This window comes from Geobacillus sp. LEMMY01, assembly GCF_002042905.1.
In the GTDB taxonomy this organism is placed as follows: domain Bacteria; phylum Bacillota; class Bacilli; order Bacillales; family Anoxybacillaceae; genus Geobacillus; species Geobacillus proteiniphilus.
The window spans coordinates 69,783-91,691 of sequence record NZ_MVKA01000010.1 but is presented as its reverse complement, the minus strand read 5'-3'; the positions used below and the strand labels follow the sequence as shown (position 1 = coordinate 91,691).

Genomic DNA, 21,909 nt, shown 5'->3' with positions numbered 1-21,909 from the left:
CATCGCCGTGTCAATCACGCCTATAAACTAGCAAAAAAGCGGGAATGCTCCCGCTTTTTTATCGACGTAATCCAAGTTTCTCAATCAATTCACGGTAGCGCGCCACATCTTTCTTGCGCAAATAGGCCAATAAGTTGCGGCGCTTCCCGACCATTTTCAGCAAGCCGCGCCGTGAATGATGGTCTTTTTTATGAATGCGCAAATGCTCGTTCAAGTTGTTGATTTGCTCCGTCAGGATAGCAACTTGCACTTCCGGAGAACCGGTGTCGTTCTCATGGATTTTAAATTGCTCGATGATTTCGCGTTTGCGCTCTTGCGACAATGCCATCGTTGTTCACCTCCCTAGCTTTACATCCCCGATTGCCGAGCGGGCGTCGGTGACTCGCCTAGCCAAGCAATGGTTCGCATACATTGATTAGAATACCTCTTTTTCCGGCAAAATGCAAGTCTTTTCGCCGAAACAGCGGAAATACTGCTCCGCCTCTTTCTTATCGCGGGCGATTTGCGCCGTCAGTTCGTCGACACTGGCGAACTTCCGCTCGCTCCGCAGACGGCGGTGCCACTCAATTGTCATCGTTTGTCCATAAATATCGCCGGAAAACTCGAACAAGTGCACTTCAATATTCGGCAATCCTTCGCGCGTTTCATGGAACGTCGGTTTGTAGCCGACGTTCGCCACCCCTTCATATACTTGCCCGCCGATCGTCGCCTTGACTGCATAGACGCCGACTGCCGGCAAGGCATAATCGCTGTTTAAAGCGATGTTCGCCGTTGGAAAGCCGATCATCCGTCCGCGCCGCTCCCCGGCAACGACCGTTCCTTCAAGCTCGTAAAAGCGGCCGAGCAGGCGGGGGAGCTGTTCGACCGCCCCGTCTTCGAGCAGTTTCCGCACCCGGGACGAGCTCACTTTTTCCCCGTCGACCGCGAGCTTCGGAATGACCGTCTGTCCAAAGCGGCCGCGCGCATGAATCGGCATCGTCTCCATCGTTCCTTTTCCGAACCGCCCGTAAGTGAAATCGAAGCCGGCGACGACATGCTTCACGTGCAACCCATCCAAATATTGGTCAACGAACGCTTCTGGCGACAGCGCGGCAAACGTCGGCGTAAATTCAACGATGTACAGCCGGTTGACGCCAAGTGATGCAATTAGTTGCTCCTTTTTGCCAAGCGGCGTGATCAAGCGCAGCTCGGACTGTTTGCCGAGCACAACGGACGGATGAGGATGAAACGTCATCACCGCGCTTTCGTACCCGCGCTCGTTGGCGATCTCGACCGCGGTGCGGATCACTTTTTGATGGCCGAGGTGGATGCCATCGAAATAGCCGAGCGCCATCACCGTCGGAGGGAGCGCCTGGCGTTCGAGACGGTGCGGATGCGAAAGAAACAGCGTTTCCATGTCCATGACCTACCTTCTTTATTTCCGCGCTGCACCCGCGGCGTTAACGAAACACTTTGAGCGGTTTCATCAAACCGGGGTGCGCCGGATGCTTCACGTACAGGGCCAGCGCTTCCCGCTCGGGCGAAACAAGAACGACCGGCCCGTCAAGCTTCTCTAAAAAAGCGGGAAGCCGGAGCAGCGCCCCATTTTTTACCTTCTCTGCTACTTTATCATTGATTTCATATTTCGGCAAATGAAAAAGGGCTCGCTCGATCGGAATGAGCAAGGCATCGGCCGTCCCGTCGGCCGCCCGGCGCTCAACGTCTTCAAACGTCACGCAATCTTCAAGCCGAAACGGCCCGGACGCCGTGCGGATGAGGTCGGACATATGCGCCGGATAGCCGAGCCGCTCGCCGATCATCACCGCCAGTGTGCGTACGTACGTGCCTTTGCTGCACGTGACGCGAAAGCGAAATGACACCGTTTTCCCAAAGAATTGTTCACATTCATCAAGCAGTTCGAGCTCATAAATGGTCACGCGCCGCGTCGGGCGTTCGACTTCGATGCCGGCGCGCGCGTATTCATACAGTTTTTTGCCGCCCACTTTCACCGCGGAGTACATCGGCGGTGTTTGCTCAATTTCCCCGGTCAAGCTGTCAAACACCGCTTCGATCTCCGCGCGCGCAATCGATCGGTCAACCGGACGGGCGGCGATGATGTCGCCGTCCGCATCTTCGGTTGTCGTCGCCGCGCCAAGCGTCACTTTTCCTTCGTACGTTTTCGTCGTCCCGGTCAAAAATTCGGCGATGCGCGTCGCCTTGCCAAGGCAAATTGGCAGCACACCGGACACGTTTGGGTCAAGCGTGCCGGTGTGCCCCGCTTTTTTTACGCCAAGCAGGCGGCGCACTTTGGCCACGCAGTCGTGCGACGTCATCCCTTTCGGTTTATTGAGCAGCAATACCCCGTCCATCGGCGCACCCTTTCCGTTTCCATAATCATGAATGGAAATGGATAGACGGTTCGTCTATCCATTGTTCGGCTCCTCATCCGCCTCTTTCGCCGGGTGGTCATCGCTTGAAATTTGCCGGATCAGCTGTTCGATGCGGCTGCCGTATTCGATCGTTTCATCGATTTCAAAGAAAATTTCCGGCGTCTTGCGCAGGCGGATGCGCTGTCCGATTTCCGAACGGATAAACCCTTTCGCTTTCTCGAGCGCCTTCAATGTATTTTCCCGCTGTTCATCATCGCCGAGGACGCTGATGTACACTTTCGCCTGCTGCAAATCGCCGGTGACCCGCACATCGGTCACCGTGACAAAGCCGATGCGCGGGTCTTTCAGCCTGCGGCTGATGATGTCGCTCAACTCTTTTTTCATTTGCTCGCCAACGCGAGTTGCCCGTATATTCATCATCCATCACCTCGGTTACAACCACTCGAATGACGTGGCCGCCCGCTCCAGCTCAGGGAACGAGTCGATCAAAGCGAGCGCCCGTTCGAGCTCCCGTTCGGTCGCCCGGCGGCTGGACGTAATGGCGACAAGACCGATGGTCGCTCGCTGCCATGCGTCTTGATGATCGATTTCGGCCACAGAGACGTTATATTTTTGCCGGATTCTTGTCATCACTCGCTGCAGGACGGCCCGTTTATCCTTGAGCGATCGGGCGTTGTAGATGATGCATTCGCACGCGGCGAAGCCGATCATGCCCGAGCCACTTCCTGCATGACGTATGCTTCGATGACATCTCCTTCTTTAATATCATTGAAGTTTTTGATCGTCAGCCCGCATTCATACCCTTGCGCCACCTCTCGCACATCGTCTTTATACCGCTTGAGCGAATCGATTTCCCCTTCGTAGACGACGATGCCTTGGCGAATGAGGCGCACCTTGCTGTCGCGGGTGATTTTGCCGTCAGTGACATAGCAACCGGCGATCGTGCCGACTTTCGATACTTTGAACGTTTGCCGCACTTCCGCCTGGCCGATCACTTTTTCCTCGTACTCCGGATCGAGCATCCCTTTCATCGCCGCTTCAATTTCCTCGATGACATTGTAAATGATGCGATGGAGACGGATGTCGACTTTTTCCGATTCAGCGGCGCGCTTTGCGTTTGCATCCGGACGGACGTTAAAGCCGATGACGATGGCGTTCGATGCCGTCGCCAGCGAAATGTCCGATTCGGTGATGGCGCCGACCGCCGCGTGGATGATTTTCACCCGCACGCCTTCCACATCGATTTTTTGCAAGGCGGCGACAAGCGCCTCAACCGATCCTTGAACATCGGCTTTGACGATCAAGTTCAGCTCTTTCATTTCGCCTTGCTTAATTTGTTCGAACAAATCATCCAAGCTGACGCGCGTTTTGACACTTCGCTGCTCCTGCAGCTGCCGCTGCGCCCGCGCCTCCGCGATTTGCCGCGCCTTTTTCTCATCCTCAAACACCATGAAGCGGTCGCCGGCTTGCGGCACTTCATGCAGCCCAGTAATTTCGACTGGCATCGACGGAGTCGCCTCTTTGACGCGCCGGCCGCTGTCGTTCACCATCGCGCGCACGCGCCCGTATGTTGTGCCGACGACGATCGGATCGCCGACACGCAACGTTCCCGCTTGAATCAAAAGCGTTGCCACCGGGCCACGCCCTTTATCAAGCTTCGCTTCGATCACCGTACCGACCGCGCGCCGGTTCGGGTTGGCTTTTAATTCTTCCATCTCACTGACAAGCAAAATCATTTCCAAAAGATGATCAAGGCCCTCTTTCGTTTTCGCCGACAACTTGCAGAAAATCGTATCGCCGCCCCATTCTTCTGGAACGAGGTTGTATTCCATCAATTCTTGCATGACGCGGTCCGGGTTCGCTTCCGGCTTATCAATTTTGTTGATGGCGACAATAATCGGCACGTTTGCCGCCTTGGCGTGGTTGATCGCTTCCACCGTCTGCGGCATCACCCCGTCATCCGCGGCAACGACAAGAATGACGATATCGGTCACTTGCGCGCCGCGCGCCCGCATCGTTGTAAACGCTTCATGCCCCGGCGTATCGAGGAACGTAATTTTTTTGTCATTGACCGTCACTTGATACGCACCGATGTGTTGCGTAATACCGCCGGCTTCTTGCTCCGTCACTTTGGAATGGCGGATCGCATCAAGCAACGTCGTTTTCCCATGGTCGACGTGCCCCATGATCGTCACGACCGGCGGCCGTTCAACCAAATCTTCCGGCGCGTCGACAATTTCGATCGCTTCAAAGTTCGTCTCATCGATCGTCACTTTTTCTTCGACTTCAACCCCGTAATCCGAGCAGATGAGCTCGATGGCGTCTTTGTCTAAATCTTGGTTGATTGTCGCCATCACGCCGAGCATAAACAGCTTCTTAATAATTTCCGACGGTTCGCGGCCAAGCTTTTTCGCCAGTTCGGCCACGGTAAGCGAGCCTTCAAACGTAATTTTTTTCGGCAGCTCTTTTTCTTTTTTCGCCGGCTGCGGCGCTTGTTTTGCGGCTGGTGCTGCCTGCTTTTTCCCTTTCGCCGGCCCTTTTCCTTTCTTTTTCGCCGCTTGGAGCAGTTTCTTTTCTTGCTGTTGCGCCTCGGTTTTTTTCGTTTCCTTCCCTTTTGGCGCTCCCTTTTTCTTCGCCGGTTTCATTTTCGCCGCTTCTTTGCTGTCGTCAAAAATTTCCTCATCAGCAAAATCGGCCGCTTTCGCCGGCGTCGGCCGTTTCGGCTTCTCCGTTTTCTTTTCCGCTTTTTTCTCTTCTTTTTTCCCGGCGTTCGGGCGATATTGATGGTCGAGTTTTTCGACGACATCAGCCTCCAGCATCGCCATATGGTTGTTCACTTCAATGTTCATTTCTTTCAATTTATGAATAACGTCCTTGCTTGGCACGTTCTGTTTTTTCGCGTATTCATACACACGCATTTTCGACATACATTCACCCCCATTAAGATCGGTCGAGCATCGTCTGCAATTGGCGCGCAAACCCTTCGTCGGTGACAGCGACAACGACGCGGGCGTCCTTGCCGATCGCGCCGCCAAGCGTATACCGGTCCGGCACTTTGCAAAGCGGGACGCCATAAAACGTGCATTTATCCGTTACTTTTTTTTCGGTGTTGACCGATGCGTCTTGCGAAAGCAAGACGAGCCGCGCCCGGCCCCGCTGCACTTCTTTGACGACAAGCTCCTCGCCGGAGACGACTTTGCCCGCCCGCTGCGCCAATCCAAGCATCGATGCCCAACGGTTATGCTTCATGTCCGGCCTGTTTCTCCTTTTCCGCCAAGGCGAGCAATTCGTCATAAATCGCATCGGCGATGTCTGCTTTTAAATGGCGGGCCAAAATGTTTTTCTTTTTCGCCTGCAAAATGCATTCCGGATCAAGGGTAATATACGCGCCGCGCCCCGCCTTTTTGCCGGTCGGGTCGATCGACACTTCCCCCTCTTTCGAGCGGACGATGCGCACCATCTCCCGTTTCGGCTTCATCTCTCCAGTGACGACGCATTTGCGCAACGGAATTTTCTTTTGCGCTGCCATTTTTCATTCCCCCTCACTCGATTTCCGCCGATTGATCAAACGATGGGCCGTTTTCTTCGCTATTTTCATTATCGGCCGCCGCATCGCTGAAATCAAGCGAAGTGGTTGGCGCATGCGGATCAATGCCCATCTCCCGCGCTTCCGATTCGCTTTTAATATCGATTTTCCAGCCGGTCAATTTCGCCGCCAGCCGCGCGTTTTGCCCGCGTTTGCCGATGGCGAGCGACAGCTGATAGTCCGGAACGATGACCGTCGTCGCCTTTTGCTCTTCGTTGACAATGACGCGCAGCACTTTCGCCGGGCTTAACGCGTTGGCGACAAACTCCACCGGATCGGCCGACCAGCGGACGATATCGATTTTTTCTCCGTTCAGCTCATCAACAATGGCCTGCACGCGTTGCCCTCTCGGTCCGACGCACGCGCCGACCGGATCGACTTCCGGGTTGTCGGAGTGGACGGAAATTTTCGAACGGTCGCCGGCTTCGCGGGCGATCGATTTAATCTCGACCGTTCCGTCGTAAATTTCCGGCACTTCGAGCTCAAACAGCCGTTTCAACAGTCCCGGGTGGGTGCGGGAGACGAAAATTTGCGGCCCTTTTGTCGTTTTTTCCACTTTCGTAATGTATACTTTCAACCGGTCGTGCGGCTTATATGTTTCATTCGGCATTTGTTCGTTTGCCGGCAGGAGCGCCTCCGCCTTGCCGAGGCTGACGTAGACAAAGCGCGGGTCAACGCGCTGGACGATGCCGGTCATAATGTCCTCTTCACGGTCGACAAATTCGGCGTAGATGATGCTCCGCTCCGCCTCGCGCACGCGCTGGGTGACGACTTGCTTCGCCGTCTGCGCGGCGATGCGCCCGAAATCGCGCGGCGTCACTTCGAGCTCGACGACATCGCCGATTTGATAGTTCGGATTGATCCGCTGCGCGTCCTCAAGCGAAATTTCAAGGCGCGGGTCGGTCACCTCTTCGACGACATCTTTGCGGGCGAGCACGCGGATCGTGCCGGTGTCCATATTGAGATCGACGCGCACGTTTTGCGCCTGTCCGAAATTGCGTTTATACGCCGAAACGATCGCCGCTTCGATCGCTTCCATGACAACTTCTTTGCTGATGCCTTTTTCCCGCATCAAATCGGCTAACGCCTCAAGCAATTGCGTGTTCATGCAACAAAAATCCCCCTTTTGCGATTAGAAGAAAATGACGGCTAATCGGGCGCTTGCCACTTTTTCATACGGAATGGCGACCGTTTTTTGCCGTCCGCGGTCTTTGACCAACAGCGTCACGGTCGTTCCGTCAAAAGCGGTTAGTTCGCCTTCAAACTGCTTTTCTCCTTCAATGGGTTCATACGTTTTGATATATACATGTTTCCCAATGGCTTTGGCAAAATCTTTTGCCTTTTTCAGCGGCCGCTCCGCTCCGGGCGATGACACTTCCAAAAAATAGTTATGCGGAATCGGGTCGACTTCATCCAGCTTTTCGCTCAATTTTTCGCTGACAGCACCGCATTGTTCAATATCGACGCCATCGTCAGAGTCAATGAAAACGCGCAAAAACCAATTTTTCCCTTCCTTCACATATTCAATATCGACGAGTTCAAGCCCCATTTCGTCCAAGATCGGTGTGACGAGTTGTTCGACCGTTTCTGTCACCTTTTTGCTCATTGTGTTCCTCCTTACCGAGCAAACGTGCATGCATGGCATAATGAGAAAATCCCCTGCACAGGGCGGGGAATGAACGAGAGACGGGTGTCCATTCAAGACGAAAGAGTGGGTTTCCCCACTCTTTGCTTGCCATTATCTTTGCCAATTCCACTAAAACTATAACACATTGGGAAATATATTGCAACGGGAAACTGCCGCCCAGACGAAAGAGCGCTGTCCGCTTCCTTCAGCGGCGGCGTTTCCACTAAAACAGCGACAGCTGGTTATGGTCCGGAAGCGAGTCAAGGCAGCCGCGGCTTTCTAAGTACTCCAGCAGCGTTTTTGATACTTTGCCGCGCTGCTGCAAATCCTCCTTCGACAAAAACTCGCCTTCCTCGCGGGCGCGCACGATCGCCTGCGCCACGTTCGTCCCAAGCCCCGGAATGGCGTTGAACGGCGGAATGAGCGAATTGCCGTCAATGACGAATTCCGTCGCCTGCGAGCGGTACAAATCGATATTTTTAAAAGAAAATCCACGCTCGCACATCTCTAAGGCCACCTCAAGAACCGTGAGCAAGCTTTTTTCTTTCGCCGTCGCCTGAATGCCTTTGGCGTTGATTTCCTCAATCCGCTTGCGAATGGCGGCTGCCCCTTTGATCATGGCGTCAAGGTCAAAGTCCTCCGCCCGCACCGTAAAGTACGACGCGTAATACAAAAGCGGATGGTGCACCTTAAAGTAGGCGATGCGCACCGCCATTAACACGTAGGCGGCGGCGTGCGCTTTCGGGAACATGTACTTGATTTTTTTGCATGAATCGATGTACCACTCCGGCACGTCATGTTTGCGCATTTCTGCTTCAAACTCCGGCGTTAAGCCTTTTCCTTTGCGCACGGATTCCATGATTTTAAAAGCGAGCGACGGCTCGAGGCCGCGGTAAATCAAATAGACCATAATGTCGTCGCGGCAGCCGATGACTTCCGACAGCGTGCACGTGCCGTTTTGAATGAGCTCTTGCGCGTTGCCGAGCCACACATCGGTGCCGTGCGACAAACCGGAAATTTGCACGAGTTCGGAAAACGTTTTTGGCCTTGTCTCTTCCAACATTTGCCGAACGAAGCGCGTGCCAAACTCCGGAATGCCGATCGTGCCGACATTGCACATGATTTGCTCCGGCGTAACACCAAGCGGCTCGGTGCTGCTGAAAATGCCCATCACATCCGGGTCGTCGGTCGGGATCGTTTTCGGATCGATGCCGCTTAAATCTTGCAGCATGCGGATGACCGTCGGATCGTCGTGCCCGAGAATATCGAGCTTCAACAAATTGTCGTGGATCGAATGGAAGTCGAAATGGGTCGTCCGCCATTCGGAGGACGTGTCATCGGCCGGATATTGAATCGGCGTAAAATCGTAAATTTCCATATAATCCGGGACGACGATGATGCCGCCCGGATGCTGCCCGGTCGTCCGCTTCACCCCGGTGCAGCCAGCCGCGAGCCGGTCGATTTCCGCGCCGCGCAGCTGCAAATTATGATCGCTCGCATACGCTTTGACAAATCCGTACGCCGTTTTGTCGGCGACCGTGCCAATCGTCCCAGCGCGGTAGACGTTGTCTTCGCCAAACAGCACTTTCGTATAGTTGTGGGCGCGCGGCTGGTATTCGCCGGAAAAGTTCAAGTCGATATCCGGCACTTTGTCGCCTTTAAAGCCGAGAAACGTCTCAAACGGGATGTCGTGCCCGTCTTTTTTGTATTTCGTCCCACATCGCGGACAGTTTTTATCCGGCAAATCAAACCCTGAGCCGACCGAACCGTCGTTAAAGAACTCCGAATGCTTGCAGTTCGGGCAAACGTAATGCGGCGGCAGCGGATTGACCTCGGTGATTTCCGTCATCGTCGCGACAAACGACGAGCCGACCGATCCGCGCGACCCGACAAGATAACCGTCATCGAGCGATTTTTTCACCAGCTTGTGCGAGATCAAATAAATGACGGCAAAGCCATGGCCGATGATGCTTTTTAGCTCCTTCTCAAGCCGCTCTTCAACAAGTTTCGGCAACGGGTCGCCGTAAATTTCCTTCGCCCGCCGGTAGCTCATTTCCCGGATTTCCTCGTCCGCCCCTTCGATGCGCGGCGTATACAGCTCATCTTTGATCGGCTTGACATCGCCGATTAACGAAGCGATTTTTTGCGTGTTGTCGATAACGATTTCCTTCGCTTTTTCCGGCCCTAAAAACGAGAAGCAGTCAAGCATTTCATTCGTCGTACGGAAATACACATCCGGCAGCTCATGGCGGTTGAGCGGATTCGCCCCGCCTTGCGAATGGATTAAGATTTTCCGGTAAATTTTATCTTCTGGGTTCAAGTAATGGACGTTGCCGGTGGCGACGACCGGGATGTCAAGCTTCTCACCAAGGGCGACGATGCTGCGGATGATGTTTTTGATCACCTCTTCGTCTTTCACATAATCCATCTCGATGAGCGGTTTGTACACGTCCGGCGGATGCACTTCAAGAAAATCGTAAAAACGGGCGATGTCTTCGACTTCTTCCGGCGCCTTTTGGATCAAGTTGTCAAACAGCTCTCCTTTGTCGCAGCCCGAGCCGACAAGCAGGCCGTCGCGGTGCTTGACGAGCACGGAGCGCGGGATGCGCGGCACACGGTGAAAATATTGAATGTGCGACAATGACACAAGCTTGAACAAATTTTTCAATCCAGTCTCGTTTTGCGCCAACAGCGTCACATGGAACGGGCGCGCAAGCCGATAGGACGCTTCGCTGTGCGTGCGGCTGTTTAATTCGTCATGAAACAGTATGCCGCGCTCTTCCGCTTCCTTCAACAGCCGCATAAGCAAATGCCCGGTCGCCTCCGCGTCGTAGATGGCGCGGTGGTGCTGCGTCAATTCAATGTCAAATTTTTTGCACAATGTATTGAGCCGATGGTTTTTCAAATCCGGGTATAAAAAACGGGCCAGCTCGAGCGTATCGATGACTGGATTCGCGATTTTTCCGCGCCCCAGGCGAGCGAGACCCGCGTTTAAAAACCCGATGTCAAAGCTGGCGTTGTGGGCAACAAGCGTCGCATCGCCGGCCCAGTCAACAAAACGGGCCAACACGTCTTCCGGCTTCGGGGCGTCTTTCACCATCTCATCGGTGATCCCGGTCAGCTCCATCGTTGTCACCGACAACGGATGTCCAGGGTTGGCAAACGACATGAACCGGTCGATGATCTCGCCGTCTTTCACTTTCACCGCCGCCAGCTCAATGATCGTATTGTACACAGCCGACAGGCCCGTCGTCTCGACGTCAAAGACGACGTACGTTTCCTCCGAAAGACGGCGGTGCGTTTCATTGTAGGCGATCGGCACGCCATCGTCGACGATGTTCGCCTCAAGGCCGTAAATGACCTTCATGCCGTGTTTTTTCGCCGCGCTGTAGGCCTCCGGAAACGATTGAACAACGGCATGGTCGGTGACGGCGATCGCCGGATGCCCCCATTTTTTCGCTTGCTCAATGAGTTTTGTCACCGAGGTGACCGCGTCCATTTGGCTCATCGGGGTATGCAAATGGAGCTCGACCCTCTTTTCCCCTTCCGGCGCCGTATCTTGCCGTTCGTTTGCGGCGATTTCGTTCAAATCGTTGGCGATGATGACCAAATCACGGACGAACGTATCGTTTTGCACGCTGCCGCGCACTTTCACCCACATGCCTTTTTTGACGCCGCTCATGAGCTCGGCGTCCTCTTTGTCGCGCGAGAACATTTTGACTAAAATCGAGTTCGTGTAATCTGTGATTTTCATGGTCAACAGCGTGCGGCCGCTTTTTAATTCGCTCACTTCGGCGTCAAATACATAGCCTTGCACAACGACGCGCCGCTCTTCTTCGACGATCGTCTCCAGCCGCCGCACCGGCTCCTCGTCGCGGATCGGATAGCCGATGACAAGCGGACCGGACGGCGGCGCAGACGCGGCCTTTTCTTCTTCCCTCGCCAAATCGGTCAGTACAGCAAGCGCCCGCTCTTCGTCCTCTTGCTGTTTTTGCGCCAAAAACTGTTCCATTTCTTGTTTGGACGGCTCGATGCTGACGTCAAGCTGAAGGGGTGGAAACCCAAACGAAGCGTACACATCAGCGATTTTTTTGGCGAACCGCCGTTTGACCGCCAGCGCTTCCGCTTCATGGCGGGCGGCGACAAGCAACTTGTTTCCTTTCAGCTCCGGCGTCTGCCGGCTGAGCCAATCGACAAGCGGCGACATGCCTTCTTGCAGCTCGGCAAGGCAAAGCGGCCAATACGCCTGCACATCCTCCTCTGTCACGCGCGGCGCTTCAACCTCCATCGTATGGCGGACGGCGGCGATATGGCGGAACGCCGTTTGCAGCCGATCGACAAACGTTTTGTATACATGAACCGGCAGCACGTTGGCGAACTGAAAGTAAAAATGCCAGCTTTTCTCCTCTTTATCGATTACGACTTTGCGAATGGCGGCCTCACGAAAATGCGGCATCCATTCGTCCGACGTCATCTTCAGCTGCTCAAGCAGGATGAGAAACCGCTCTTTTTGCTCTTTTGTCACCATGACGTCCGTTTGTTCCCCTCTCAACATCATTCTCTTTCTATAATCAATCATACCATAACAAAAGCGCCGGCGAAAAAGACAGAATTCTTTTTCGCCAGCGCCGGCACTCATGATTGAAGGAGACGGCGCGCAGTGTCGACAAGCTCGCTGACCGGCACATCGAACGTCTCGCCTGTTTTCCGCACTTTTACTTCCACAACGCCTTCGCCCGCTCGCTTGCCGACGGTGACGCGGAGCGGAATGCCGATCAAATCGCTGTCGGCAAACTTCACCCCGGCCCGTTCGGGGCGGTCGTCATACAACACTTCAAACCCAGCCTGTCCGAGCTTTTCATACCACTCTTCCGCCAACGCACGCTGTTCATCGCTTTTTGCGTTCGCTGTCAGCAAATGGATGTGAAACGGCGCGACCGAAGCCGGCCACACGAGCCCGTGTTCGTCAGCAAACTGTTCGGCGATCGCGGCCACCAATCTTGATACGCCGATGCCGTAGCAACCCATGATCATCGTCTGCGTTTGGCCGTTTTCATCCAAATAGACGGCGTTCATCGCTTCGCTGTATTTTGTCCCCAGCTTAAACACATGCCCGACTTCAATGCCGCGGGCGAAGCGGATCGTCCCTTTGCCATCTGGAGACGGGTCGCCTTCTTTTACGAAGCGCAAATCGGCGTATTGACTGACGGCAAAATCGCGGCCCGGGTTGACTCCGATGTAATGGTATCCTTCCTCGTTCGCACCGCAAACGCCGTTGACGATGGCGGCGACAGCATGGTCCGCGATCACAGTGACGTCTTCGCTGACGCCGATCGGGCCGAGCGAGCCGATTGGAGCGTTCATCACCCGCTCCGTTTCTTCCGGCGTCGCCAATTCGACGACCGTCGCGTCGAGCACGTTTTTCACCTTCACCTCGTTCGCTTCATGATCACCGCGGACGAGAACGAGCACATAGCGGCCGTCCACATTGAACAAAAGCGATTTGATGCAGCGCTCCGGCGATATTTGTAAGTGCGAAGCGACTTCAGCGATCGTTTTTTGCCCCGGCGTCGCCACTTTTTTCAATTCGGCTGGCGGCTCATCGCTTTTTTCGTACGTCGCCACGACCGGCGCCATCTCGATGTTGGCGGCATAGTCAGACGCATCGGAGTAGGCGATCGTATCTTCGCCGATGTCCGAGAGCACCATAAACTCATGCGTATCTTTGCCGCCAATCGCCCCCGAGTCGGCGATGACGGCGCGGAAGTTCAATCCGCAGCGGCGGAAAATGTTCGCATACGCCTCATACATGTTGTTGTACGTTTCATCCAAGCTTTCTTTCGACGTATGGAACGAGTAGGCGTCTTTCATCATGAACTCGCGGCCGCGCAACAGCCCAAAACGCGGACGCTTTTCATCGCGGAATTTCGTTTGGATTTGATACAAGACAAGCGGCAGCCGCTTGTACGTTTTCACTTCGTCGCGGACGATCGCCGTGATCATTTCCTCATGCGTCGGCCCGAGGGCGAAATCGCGCTCGTGCCGGTCTTTTAAGCGCATCAGCTCCGGCCCGTACGAGTACCAGCGGCCGGACTGCTGCCAAAGCTCAGCCGGCTGCAAGGCCGGCATGAAGAGCTCCATCGCTCCAATCCGGTTCATTTCCTCGCGAATGATGGCTTCCACTTTTTGCAAAACACGCTGCCCAAGCGGCAAAAACGTATAGACGCCGCTTGCACTTTGACGAATGAAGCCGGCCCGCAGCAGGAGCTGATGGCTTTTCACTTCCGCATCCGCCGGCACTTCACGCAACGTCGGAATAAATGCTTGACTTTGTCTCATCCATTAGCCACCTCGTTTTCTCTCTATAGGAAAAATTTTTGAATGTCATTCCATGTCACAACGAGCATGAGCAGCATAAGCAGGGCGAAGCCGATAAAATGGACCATTCCTTCTTTTTGCCGGTCGACCGGCTTGCCGCGCACCGCTTCAATGGCGAAAAAGAGGAGCCGCCCGCCGTCTAGCGCCGGCAATGGCAACAAGTTGACAATCCCCAGGTTGATGCTTAAAATCGCGCCCCATTTCATCAAGTAGTAGATCCCGGACTCAGCAACTTTGCCGGTCGATACGGCGATGCCGACCGGTCCGGACAGCATGTCAAGCTGAAACTGGCCGGTGATCAATTGGCCGAGCCCCGTTACAATTTCCCGCGTCCAGTAGTACGTCTCAACCAGCCCTTGCTTGATCGAGCCCAACACCGATTTTTCCATCGGCTGATAGACGCCGATCAAGCCGATCGTCTCCCCTTGCACCGTTTTCGCCTCCGGAGTGACCGTCACACTCCGTTCTTTCCCATTCCGCTCAATTTGAAACTGAAGCGGTTCTCCCGGATGGGCGCGAATCGTGTTGACGATTTCCGTCCACGTTTCCATCCGTTCGCCGTTAATGGCGATCACTTCATCCCCTTGCTTCAAGCCGGCAGCGCGCGCCGCTCCTTCCGGCGTCAGCTCGCCGATCACCGGCTTGTCGACCGGATAGCCTTGCAAAAGGCCGATGATGATAAAGACAACGAGCGACAAGAGAAAGTTGGCGAGCGGTCCGGCCAAAATCGTCATCGTTCGCTGTCCGAGCGTTTTTGCCGCAAATTGGCGATGGTACGGGGCGATTTGAATCTCTTGGCGGTCGACGACGAAAAATGCCGGCTCCTTGACCGTAAACCGCTCGAACCGCTCGCCGTCCGTATAGCCGGTCACATACATTCCATGCTCTAAATCAGCCTCTTCCACTTCCACAACGCGGATATTCGGATAATCGTCCTTATGGTTGAGGACGATTTTTTCCACTTGGCCGCTGCCATCAAGCAAGAGGCCGACGACTTGCCCCCGCTTCAATTCAATCGTCTCCGGGTCTTCGCCGGCCATGCGGACGAAGCCGCCAAGCGGGAGAAGGCGGATCGTGTACACCGTTTCGTTTTTCTTAAACGAAAACACTTTCGGCCCGAAGCCGATGGCAAATTCGCGGCACAAAATGCCGGCCCGTTTTGCTAGCAACAAGTGGCCGAGCTCGTGAAAAAAGACGAGGGCACCAAAGACGATGATAAATGAAATGATCGATTCCAACGTTTCAACCACCTTTATGATAGTAGTGAGCGAACGTAGGCGCGCGCGTCCGCATCGATTTCGCGAATGTCCTCAAGCTGCGGATCGCTCACTGGCCGATGGCGCTCGAGCGCGCGTTCAATCCACTCCTCGATGGCCAAAAATGGAATGCGCCCGGCTAAAAACGCCGCCACCGCCTCCTCATTGGCCGCATTCAACACCGTCGGCAGCGAGCCGCCGCGCTTGCCAGCCTCATAGGCGAGACGCAAACAGCGATAGCGGTCGAAATCAACCGGGGCGAAATGGAGCGCCCCAAGCGAGATTAAATCAAGCGGCTTGGCGGACGGGAGCGGCAACCGCTTTGGATACGCAAGCGCATATTGGATCGGAACGCGCATATCCGGCTCGCCGAGCTGGGCCAACACGCTTGTATCGCGAAACGCAACGAGCGAATGGATGATGCTTTCTCGATGCAAAACGACCTCGATCCGCTCATACGGCAGCCCGAACAGCCAATGAGCCTCAATGACCTCAAACCCTTTATTCATCATTGTCGCCGAATCAATCGTAATTTTTGCCCCCATCGACCAGTTCGGATGGCGGAGCGCCTCCTCGACCGTCACATGAGCGAGCTCTCGGCGCGTCTTGTCGCGGAAGCTGCCGCCGGATGCGGTCAGAATGAGTTTGTCAACTTGTTCAATCTTTTCTCCTTGCAGACATTGAAAAATGGCGGAATGTTCGCTGTCAACCGGCAACAGCGGCACGCCGCGCCGCTTGGCTGCAGCCATGACGAGATGTCCGGCGACAACGAGCGTCTCTTTGTTGGCGAGGGCGATCGCTTTTCCCGCTTCAATCGCCTTCAGCGTCGGCACGAGGCCGACGCTGCCGACGACGGCGGTGACGACAACATCGGCTTGTGGGCAAACGGCCGCTTCAATCAATCCTTCCTCCCCGTACACGATCGCCGTCCGCCCGCGGTACTCGCGAGAGAGCACTTCATACGCATCGCGGTCAGCGACGGCGACAAGACTTGGGGAAAATTCAGCGATCAGCCGCCTCGCCGCCTCGATATTTTTCCCGACCGATGCGGCGGCCAAGCGGAATTCGTCCGGATGGGCGCGGATGACATCGAGCGTCTGTGTGCCGATCGATCCGCTCGCCCCTAATATACTAATATATTTCAATCGTTTCACTCCTCACCCACTTATCGTGCGATTTCAAGCAATATGTACAACAGCGGCAGCACGAACAGCAAGCTGTCAAACCGGTCTAAAATGCCGCCATGTCCCGGCAAAATCGCCCCGGAATCTTTGACGCCGTAATGGCGCTTAAATGCCGATTCGATCAAATCGCCGAGCTGACCGAACGCCGACAGCAGCAACGCGACGCCAAGCGCGGCCGCCAAACTGCCAAACGGCGCCGCCGCCCACTCGTAAATCGCAGCGACAACAGCCGCGGAAGCGATGCCGCCGATGGCGCCTTCCACCGTTTTTTTTGGGCTGATCTCCGGCCATAGCTTGCGCCGGCCAAACGCGCGGCCAAAGAAATACGCCCCAATGTCAGTCGCCCAAATGACAAACAAGGCATAAACGAAGTACACGAACCCAACCAAACGAACAGCGCCGAAACAGAAAAACCCTACGCCGACATAGACGACCGCCAAAACGACAAACGCCGCCTCATCGAACGAGAGCGCATTTTTCGTCACGACCGTACCGACAAGCAGCAAAAAAGCCAAAGCGGCGAGCACGCCAAATTTGGCGGTCCCAGACGCCAACCACTCGCCGCCGTAACGGGCGGGAACGAGCAACAGCCAAAGGGCGATCAATCCAGCCGCCCCGACAAACGACAACGGGTGCATCCCTTTCATCCGCAACAATTCAAACAGCCCAATCGTGGCCAATATATATGTTACTATTATAAACGGAAATCCGCCAAAAATAACAATCGGCAAAAAGAGCGCCGCCGCTATGACTCCGGTGATGATTCGCTGCTTCATCGCGCTGACACTCCTCCAAATCGGCGGTCGCGCCGCTGGTAAGCGGCAATCGCCTCTAAGAAATGTTGCTCCGTAAAATCCGGCCATAAGACATCCGTAAACCAAAGTTCCGTATACGCCAACTGCCAAAGCATGAAATTGCTCAAGCGAATCTCCCCGCTCGTACGGATGAGCAAGTCAGGGTCAGCGAGCCCGCTCGTCATCAAGTACGAGGAAATGAGCGGCTCGGTGATGTCTTCCGGCGCGAGCATCCCGCGTTCGACGTCTTTGGCGATCTGCTTTACGGCGGCAGTGATTTCCGCCCGGCTTCCATAATTAAGGGCAAAGTTTAACACGAGGCCGGTGTTGCCGCTTGTTTCCTCCACGGCTTTCTCGACCGCCCGGCGCGTATGATCGGGCAGCGCCTCCGTATGGCCAATCACTTGCACTTTGACATTTTCGGCCACGAGCTCGGGAAGAAACGTCGTCAAAAACTGTTCCGGCAGCTTCATCAAATAATCGACTTCACTTTTCGGACGTTTCCAATTTTCTGTCGAAAATGCGTAAAGCGACAAAATCTGAATCCCCAGCTCATTCGCAAAACGAGTGATTTTGCGCACAACCTGCATGCCTTCGTAATGGCCGGCCGCCCTCGGCAGCGCCCGCTTTTTCGCCCATCTCCCGTTTCCGTCCATAATGATGGCGACGTGGTTCGGCACCGGATGCCTGAGCACCTCTTCTTTCGTCACCGGGACGTCTTTCTCTTTTGTTTTTCGCATTTTATTGAACATACGAGTCCTCCGGGATCGTGTTTTGCCTTTCCATTATAGCAAAAAAACCCTCCATCAACATAGAGGGTTTGCATGGTTTTGCCTATACTTCCATCACTTCTTTTTCTTTTTCTTTTGTGATGGCGTCAATTTTGGCGATGTGGTCATCGGTCAGCTTTTGCACTTCGTCCGTGTAGCTGCGGAGCTCATCTTCCGTAATCTCGCCGTTTTTCTCGAGTTTTTTCAATTCATCGTTCGCATCGCGGCGGATGTTGCGCACCGCGACTTTCGCATCTTCTGAATACTTTTTGACAAGCTTCGCGAGCTCGCGGCGCCGTTCCTCGGTGAGCGGCGGAATGACAAGACGAATGACCGATCCGTCATTCGATGGCGTCAGCCCTAAATCCGATGCTAAAATCGCTTTTTCCATTTCTTTAATGGCCGATTTGTCGTACGGCTGAATGACAAGCAGCCGCGCTTCCGGCACACTGATGGAGGCCAGTTGGTTGATTGGCGTCGGCACGCCGTAATAGTCAACGGTTACTTTCTCAAGCAGCCCTGCGTTCGCCCGTCCGGCGCGAATGCTTGCCAGCTCGCGGGTGAACGCTTGCACCGCTTTATCCATCTTTTCTTTCGCCTGTTGGATCACTTGCTTTGCCATCGTTATTTCCCCCTTACGATCGTTCCGATGTTTTCACCTAACACAGCGCGTTTAATATTGCCTTCTTCCATAATCGAGAAGACGATGAGCGGAATGTTGTTGTCCATGCAAAGCGAGGAAGCAGTCGAATCCATGACGCCGAGCCCTTGCTTGATGACGTCCAAGTACGACAGCTCATCGTATTTGACCGCATTGGCGTCGACGTTCGGGTCGGCGCTGTAGACGCCATCGACGTTGTTTTTCGCCATTAAAATGACGTCCGCCTCGATTTCCGCCGCCCTGAGCGCCGCGGTCGTATCGGTCGAAAAGTACGGGTTGCCTGTGCCGGCGGCGAAAATGACAACTCGTTTTTTCTCAAGATGGCGAATCGCCCGGCGGCGAATGTACGGTTCAGCCACTTGCCGCATTTCAATCGATGTTTGCACCCGTGTTTCCACGCCGAGCTGCTCAAGGCTGTCCTGCAAGGCGAGGGCGTTCATCACCGTCGCCAACATGCCCATGTAATCGGCCGTCGCCCGGTCCATGCCCATTTCGCTTCCTGTTTTTCCACGCCAAATGTTGCCGCCGCCGACGACGATGGCGACCTCGACGCCCAGTTCAACGACTTCTTTCACTTGTTTGGCGATCGACTGAATGACCGCCGGATGAATGCCAAACCCTTGCTTTCCGGCGAGCGCTTCTCCGCTCAACTTTAACACGACGCGTTTGTATTTTGGCTGTTCCATGTCCAACCTCCATGATGCGAATCACTTTGAAAAACAGGGAACACGCGCGTGTTCCCTGTTGCGGTCCGTCATTGTTTTCTGACTTGGCTCATCACTTCTTCTGCAAAATTGTCTTGGCGTTTTTCGAGCCCTTCGCCGACTTCGTAACGGATGAACTGCTTGACTGTTGCTCCGTTCGATTCGACGTATTGGCGCACCGTCACATCCGGGTTTTTCACAAACGCTTGCTCGAGCAGGCAGACGTCTTCGTAAAACTTGTTCAACCGGCCTTCGACCATTTTTTCAACGATTTTTTCCGGCTTGCCTTCGTTTAAGGCTTGCTGCTTCAACACTTCGCGCTCATGCGCGATCTCTTCCTGCGGCACGTCGTCGCGCGAGACGTATTTCGGATGAAGCGCAGCAATGTGCATGGCGACATCTTTGGCGACGTCTTCGCTCGCATTGCCGGCTAATAACGTTAATACGCCGATGCGCCCACCCATGTGCAAGTACGCACCGAACGTTTCGCCGTCCGCTTTATTGACGACGGCAAAGCGGCGAAGCGTAATTTTTTCACCAATTTTGGCGATCGCTTCGTTGATGTAGTCTTGAACGGTCGAACCGTTGTCCATCGTTTGACCGAGCGCTTCGTCAAGCGAAGCCGGCTTTTGTTTCAGCAAGTGGGCGGCCAGCTCTTTGACAAGCGTTTGGAATGCTTCGTTTTTCGCAACGAAGTCCGTTTCCGAGTTCACTTCCAAAATGACGGCGGTATTGCCTTCCACCGCGATGTACGCCATTCCTTCGGCCGCGATGCGGTCCGCTTTTTTCGCCGCTTTGGCAATCCCTTTTTCGCGCAGCCAGTCGATCGCTTTCTCCATGTCACCGTTCGTTTCGGTGAGCGCCTTTTTGCAGTCCATCATGCCTGCGCCTGTTTTTTCGCGCAGTTCTTTCACCATTTGTGCTGTAATCGCCATAAAAAAATCCTCCTTCTCATTGTCCCGTATATGTATCGGTGCCGGCAGCGGCTCCCCGTTTTGCCCTTATTCGTTAGTATAGCCAAAAGTTGCTCATTTCTGTCTCAAAAAAAGGTGATAAAAGGCTTTCCCCTCTTATCACCTTTCTTGAGCATCGTTACTCTGCCGCGACGGCCGCTTCTTCGCCTTGTTTCGCTTCAAGCACTGCATCGGCGATTTTTGAAGTCAACAGCTTGACGGCGCGGATGGCGTCGTCGTTGGCCGGAATGACATAGTCAATTTCATCCGGATCGCAGTTCGTGTCGACGATGCCGATGATCGGGATGTTCAGCTTGCGCGCCTCCGCCACCGCGATCCGCTCTTTGCGCGGGTCGATGACAAACAACGCATCCGGCAGCTCTTTCATGTCTTTGATGCCGCCCAAAAACTTCTCAAGACGCTCTTTTTCTTTTTTCAAGCCGATGACTTCTTTTTTCGGCAGAACGTCAAATACGCCGTCTTCTTCCATTTTTTCAATTTCGCGCAGCCGTTTGATCCGTTTTTGGATCGTGGCGAAGTTCGTCAACGTGCCGCCGAGCCAGCGTTGGTTGACGTAAAACATACCGCAGCGTTCCGCTTCTTCCTTCACCGACTCTTGCGCTTGCTTTTTCGTGCCGACGAACAAAATTTTGCCGCCGTTCGCCGCCAATTCGCGAACGAAGTTGTATGCTTCCTCGACTTTTTTCACCGTTTTTTGCAAGTCGATGATATAGATGCCGTTGCGCTCCGTGAAAATGTATTTTTTCATTTTCGGGTTCCAACGGCGCGTCTGATGTCCAAAGTGGACGCCAGCTTCAAGCAGTTGTTTCATCGAAATAACCGACATGTATGCTCCTCCTGTTTCCTTAGTGGTTTTTGGTCCTCCGCCTGCCTCATCTTTCAGCAAGACTGGCTGAGCCAGCACCGTTGCTGAAATCATCAGGCGTGTGTATTCACACCATGAAAAATATATCACAACTATCAGCCGCAATCAAGCTGTTATTCGCCTATTGATCCGTTTTTTGCGCAAATTTGAGCCATAGCTCGACTTCCGTTTTCCCTTTGCCGAGCTGTTTGGCAATTTCTTCAACCGTCGCCCCTTCCGCATATAGACGGCGAGCGAGCTCACTCGCGTCGGCTGGTCGGGTGAATGAAAGTTCGAGCACATCCTTGACCGCTCCGATGTCTGGAAAATAGCCCGGAGCGGCGCTTGGGCGGCTTGTTTCTGCGCGTTTTCGGGTTTCTCCCCGCTCCGCCGGCTCGTTTTCTCCCTTTTTTGCTTCCGCCGTTCGCTTTTCGAACCCCGCTCCGATTTCACCGCCTCCTGCCCCCGGCATAGACGCCGTCTCTTCCCCGCTCGTGCCCCGTTGCACACTGGGCGCACTGTTCGTTTCCGGTGCAGAAACCAATGGAGCCGCTCCGCTGCCAAGCAATGAGTCAAGCTCAGCCAAAAAGCGCTCGTTTTCTTCCTTCCAGGCGGCGAGATAAGCGGTCATTGCTTCCTCGATCTCCTCGGCCCGCCGCTCCGCCTCGCCAAGCCGCGACAGACGGAGGAAAAGCACAATGATCAACCAAAACGACAAGGCGTGCAGCAGCAAACTGATCGTTAGCCAAAATGCCATCATGA

Annotated in this window: 21 protein-coding genes; all 21 read right to left on the bottom strand. The window is 54.5% G+C overall.

From position 1 onward, the window contains the following. Nucleotides 1-58: 58 nt before the first annotated feature. A complete protein-coding gene (gene rpsO / locus B1A75_RS06895) occupies nucleotides 59-328 on the bottom strand; it encodes a 30S ribosomal protein S15 (protein WP_079935964.1) in 270 nt (89 codons plus the stop codon). Nucleotides 329-415: 87 nt separating this feature from the next. Beyond that, nucleotides 416-1,396 (bottom strand): bifunctional riboflavin kinase/FAD synthetase, encoded by a 981-nt coding sequence (gene ribF, locus B1A75_RS06890; RefSeq protein WP_176202389.1) that lies wholly within the window; start codon nucleotides 1,394-1,396, stop codon nucleotides 416-418. A 43-nt stretch (nucleotides 1,397-1,439) separates the two neighbouring features. After that, nucleotides 1,440-2,348 carry a tRNA pseudouridine(55) synthase TruB gene (truB, locus tag B1A75_RS06885; protein WP_033025104.1) on the bottom strand — a complete coding sequence of 303 codons (909 nt, stop codon included), beginning with the start codon at nucleotides 2,346-2,348 and terminating at the stop codon, nucleotides 1,440-1,442. Nucleotides 2,349-2,402: 54 nt separating this feature from the next. Next, on the bottom strand, nucleotides 2,403-2,786 hold the full coding sequence (gene rbfA, locus B1A75_RS06880; RefSeq protein ID WP_033025103.1) for a 30S ribosome-binding factor RbfA: 384 nt from the start codon (nucleotides 2,784-2,786) through the stop codon (nucleotides 2,403-2,405). A 15-nt stretch (nucleotides 2,787-2,801) separates the two neighbouring features. Next, entirely contained in the window at nucleotides 2,802-3,080 is a 279-nt protein-coding gene (locus B1A75_RS06875) for a DUF503 domain-containing protein (RefSeq protein WP_011230764.1), read from the bottom strand. Further along, complete coding sequence (infB, locus tag B1A75_RS06870; RefSeq protein ID WP_033025102.1) at nucleotides 3,077-5,296, bottom strand: translation initiation factor IF-2; 2,220 nt, start codon at nucleotides 5,294-5,296, stop codon at nucleotides 3,077-3,079. Before infB ends, B1A75_RS06875 begins: the two co-directional genes overlap by 4 nt. A 13-nt stretch (nucleotides 5,297-5,309) precedes the next feature. Next, nucleotides 5,310-5,618, bottom strand: coding sequence for a YlxQ family RNA-binding protein (locus B1A75_RS06865; RefSeq protein WP_033025101.1), 309 nt, complete (start codon nucleotides 5,616-5,618; stop codon nucleotides 5,310-5,312). Beyond that, the gene (rnpM, locus tag B1A75_RS06860) at nucleotides 5,608-5,898 is read right to left on the bottom strand and encodes an RNase P modulator RnpM (protein ID WP_033025100.1); all 291 of its coding nucleotides are present in this window, start codon (nucleotides 5,896-5,898) and stop codon (nucleotides 5,608-5,610) included. The genes B1A75_RS06865 and rnpM overlap by 11 nt, the downstream gene beginning before the upstream one ends. Before the next feature lie 13 nt (nucleotides 5,899-5,911). After that, nucleotides 5,912-7,063 carry a transcription termination factor NusA gene (nusA, locus tag B1A75_RS06855; protein ID WP_033025099.1) on the bottom strand — a complete coding sequence of 384 codons (1,152 nt, stop codon included), beginning with the start codon at nucleotides 7,061-7,063 and terminating at the stop codon, nucleotides 5,912-5,914. 24 nt (nucleotides 7,064-7,087) lie between these two features. Beyond that, the gene (rimP, locus tag B1A75_RS06850) at nucleotides 7,088-7,561 is read right to left on the bottom strand and encodes a ribosome maturation factor RimP (protein ID WP_015374427.1); all 474 of its coding nucleotides are present in this window, start codon (nucleotides 7,559-7,561) and stop codon (nucleotides 7,088-7,090) included. Nucleotides 7,562-7,805: 244 nt separating this feature from the next. Further along, nucleotides 7,806-12,110: a PolC-type DNA polymerase III gene (locus B1A75_RS06845; RefSeq protein WP_079935969.1), complete on the bottom strand. Its 4,305-nt coding sequence runs from the start codon at nucleotides 12,108-12,110 to the stop codon at nucleotides 7,806-7,808. Nucleotides 12,111-12,217: 107 nt separating this feature from the next. Continuing rightward, nucleotides 12,218-13,921, bottom strand: a complete 1,704-nt coding sequence (locus B1A75_RS06840) for a proline--tRNA ligase (protein WP_013523414.1) — start codon at nucleotides 13,919-13,921, stop codon at nucleotides 12,218-12,220. Nucleotides 13,922-13,944: 23 nt separating this feature from the next. Next, entirely contained in the window at nucleotides 13,945-15,210 is a 1,266-nt protein-coding gene (rseP, locus tag B1A75_RS06835) for an RIP metalloprotease RseP (RefSeq protein WP_176202387.1), read from the bottom strand. Between the two features lie 2 nt (nucleotides 15,211-15,212). Continuing rightward, complete coding sequence (gene dxr / locus B1A75_RS06830) at nucleotides 15,213-16,361, bottom strand: 1-deoxy-D-xylulose-5-phosphate reductoisomerase (protein WP_033025097.1); 1,149 nt, start codon at nucleotides 16,359-16,361, stop codon at nucleotides 15,213-15,215. 20 nt (nucleotides 16,362-16,381) lie between these two features. After that, nucleotides 16,382-17,176, bottom strand: a complete 795-nt coding sequence (locus B1A75_RS06825; RefSeq protein ID WP_033025096.1) for a phosphatidate cytidylyltransferase — start codon at nucleotides 17,174-17,176, stop codon at nucleotides 16,382-16,384. Continuing rightward, nucleotides 17,173-17,946, bottom strand: a complete 774-nt coding sequence (locus tag B1A75_RS06820; RefSeq protein WP_044736897.1) for an undecaprenyl pyrophosphate synthase — start codon at nucleotides 17,944-17,946, stop codon at nucleotides 17,173-17,175. The genes B1A75_RS06825 and B1A75_RS06820 overlap by 4 nt, the downstream gene beginning before the upstream one ends. Before the next feature lie 82 nt (nucleotides 17,947-18,028). Further along, nucleotides 18,029-18,586, bottom strand: a complete 558-nt coding sequence (gene frr, locus B1A75_RS06815; protein ID WP_011230752.1) for a ribosome recycling factor — start codon at nucleotides 18,584-18,586, stop codon at nucleotides 18,029-18,031. Between the two features lie 2 nt (nucleotides 18,587-18,588). Then, entirely contained in the window at nucleotides 18,589-19,311 is a 723-nt protein-coding gene (pyrH, locus tag B1A75_RS06810) for a UMP kinase (RefSeq protein WP_074043414.1), read from the bottom strand. 68 nt (nucleotides 19,312-19,379) lie between these two features. Then, nucleotides 19,380-20,264: a translation elongation factor Ts gene (tsf, locus tag B1A75_RS06805; RefSeq protein ID WP_011230750.1), complete on the bottom strand. Its 885-nt coding sequence runs from the start codon at nucleotides 20,262-20,264 to the stop codon at nucleotides 19,380-19,382. Between the two features lie 157 nt (nucleotides 20,265-20,421). Beyond that, nucleotides 20,422-21,129, bottom strand: a complete 708-nt coding sequence (rpsB, locus tag B1A75_RS06800; protein WP_021322279.1) for a 30S ribosomal protein S2 — start codon at nucleotides 21,127-21,129, stop codon at nucleotides 20,422-20,424. A 160-nt stretch (nucleotides 21,130-21,289) separates the two neighbouring features. Continuing rightward, nucleotides 21,290-21,907, bottom strand: a complete 618-nt coding sequence (locus tag B1A75_RS06795; RefSeq protein ID WP_074043427.1) for a hypothetical protein — start codon at nucleotides 21,905-21,907, stop codon at nucleotides 21,290-21,292. Nucleotides 21,908-21,909 lie beyond the last annotated feature (2 nt).

Coding starts and splice junctions, on each gene's coding strand:
- nusA (WP_033025099.1), bottom strand. CDS start 7,063: ATGAACACGCAATTGCTTGAGGCGTTAGCCGATTTGATGCGGGAAAAA.
- infB (WP_033025102.1), bottom strand. CDS start 5,296: ATGTCGAAAATGCGTGTGTATGAATACGCGAAAAAACAGAACGTGCCA.
- B1A75_RS06865 (WP_033025101.1), bottom strand. CDS start 5,618: ATGAAGCATAACCGTTGGGCATCGATGCTTGGATTGGCGCAGCGGGCG.
- rpsO (WP_079935964.1), bottom strand. CDS start 328: ATGGCATTGTCGCAAGAGCGCAAACGCGAAATCATCGAGCAATTTAAA.
- truB (WP_033025104.1), bottom strand. CDS start 2,348: ATGGACGGGGTATTGCTGCTCAATAAACCGAAAGGGATGACGTCGCAC.
- rnpM (WP_033025100.1), bottom strand. CDS start 5,898: ATGGCAGCGCAAAAGAAAATTCCGTTGCGCAAATGCGTCGTCACTGGA.
- B1A75_RS06845 (WP_079935969.1), bottom strand. CDS start 12,110: ATGGTGACAAAAGAGCAAAAAGAGCGGTTTCTCATCCTGCTTGAGCAG.
- B1A75_RS06795 (WP_074043427.1), bottom strand. CDS start 21,907: ATGATGGCATTTTGGCTAACGATCAGTTTGCTGCTGCACGCCTTGTCG.
- pyrH (WP_074043414.1), bottom strand. CDS start 19,311: ATGGAACAGCCAAAATACAAACGCGTCGTGTTAAAGTTGAGCGGAGAA.
- ribF (WP_176202389.1), bottom strand. CDS start 1,396: ATGGAAACGCTGTTTCTTTCGCATCCGCACCGTCTCGAACGCCAGGCG.
- frr (WP_011230752.1), bottom strand. CDS start 18,586: ATGGCAAAGCAAGTGATCCAACAGGCGAAAGAAAAGATGGATAAAGCG.
- B1A75_RS06840 (WP_013523414.1), bottom strand. CDS start 13,921: ATGAGACAAAGTCAAGCATTTATTCCGACGTTGCGTGAAGTGCCGGCG.
- rpsB (WP_021322279.1), bottom strand. CDS start 21,129: ATGTCGGTTATTTCGATGAAACAACTGCTTGAAGCTGGCGTCCACTTT.
- B1A75_RS06820 (WP_044736897.1), bottom strand. CDS start 17,946: ATGTTCAATAAAATGCGAAAAACAAAAGAGAAAGACGTCCCGGTGACG.
- tsf (WP_011230750.1), bottom strand. CDS start 20,264: ATGGCGATTACAGCACAAATGGTGAAAGAACTGCGCGAAAAAACAGGC.
- B1A75_RS06875 (WP_011230764.1), bottom strand. CDS start 3,080: ATGATCGGCTTCGCCGCGTGCGAATGCATCATCTACAACGCCCGATCG.
- rimP (WP_015374427.1), bottom strand. CDS start 7,561: ATGAGCAAAAAGGTGACAGAAACGGTCGAACAACTCGTCACACCGATC.
- rbfA (WP_033025103.1), bottom strand. CDS start 2,786: ATGAATATACGGGCAACTCGCGTTGGCGAGCAAATGAAAAAAGAGTTG.
- B1A75_RS06825 (WP_033025096.1), bottom strand. CDS start 17,176: ATGAAGCAGCGAATCATCACCGGAGTCATAGCGGCGGCGCTCTTTTTG.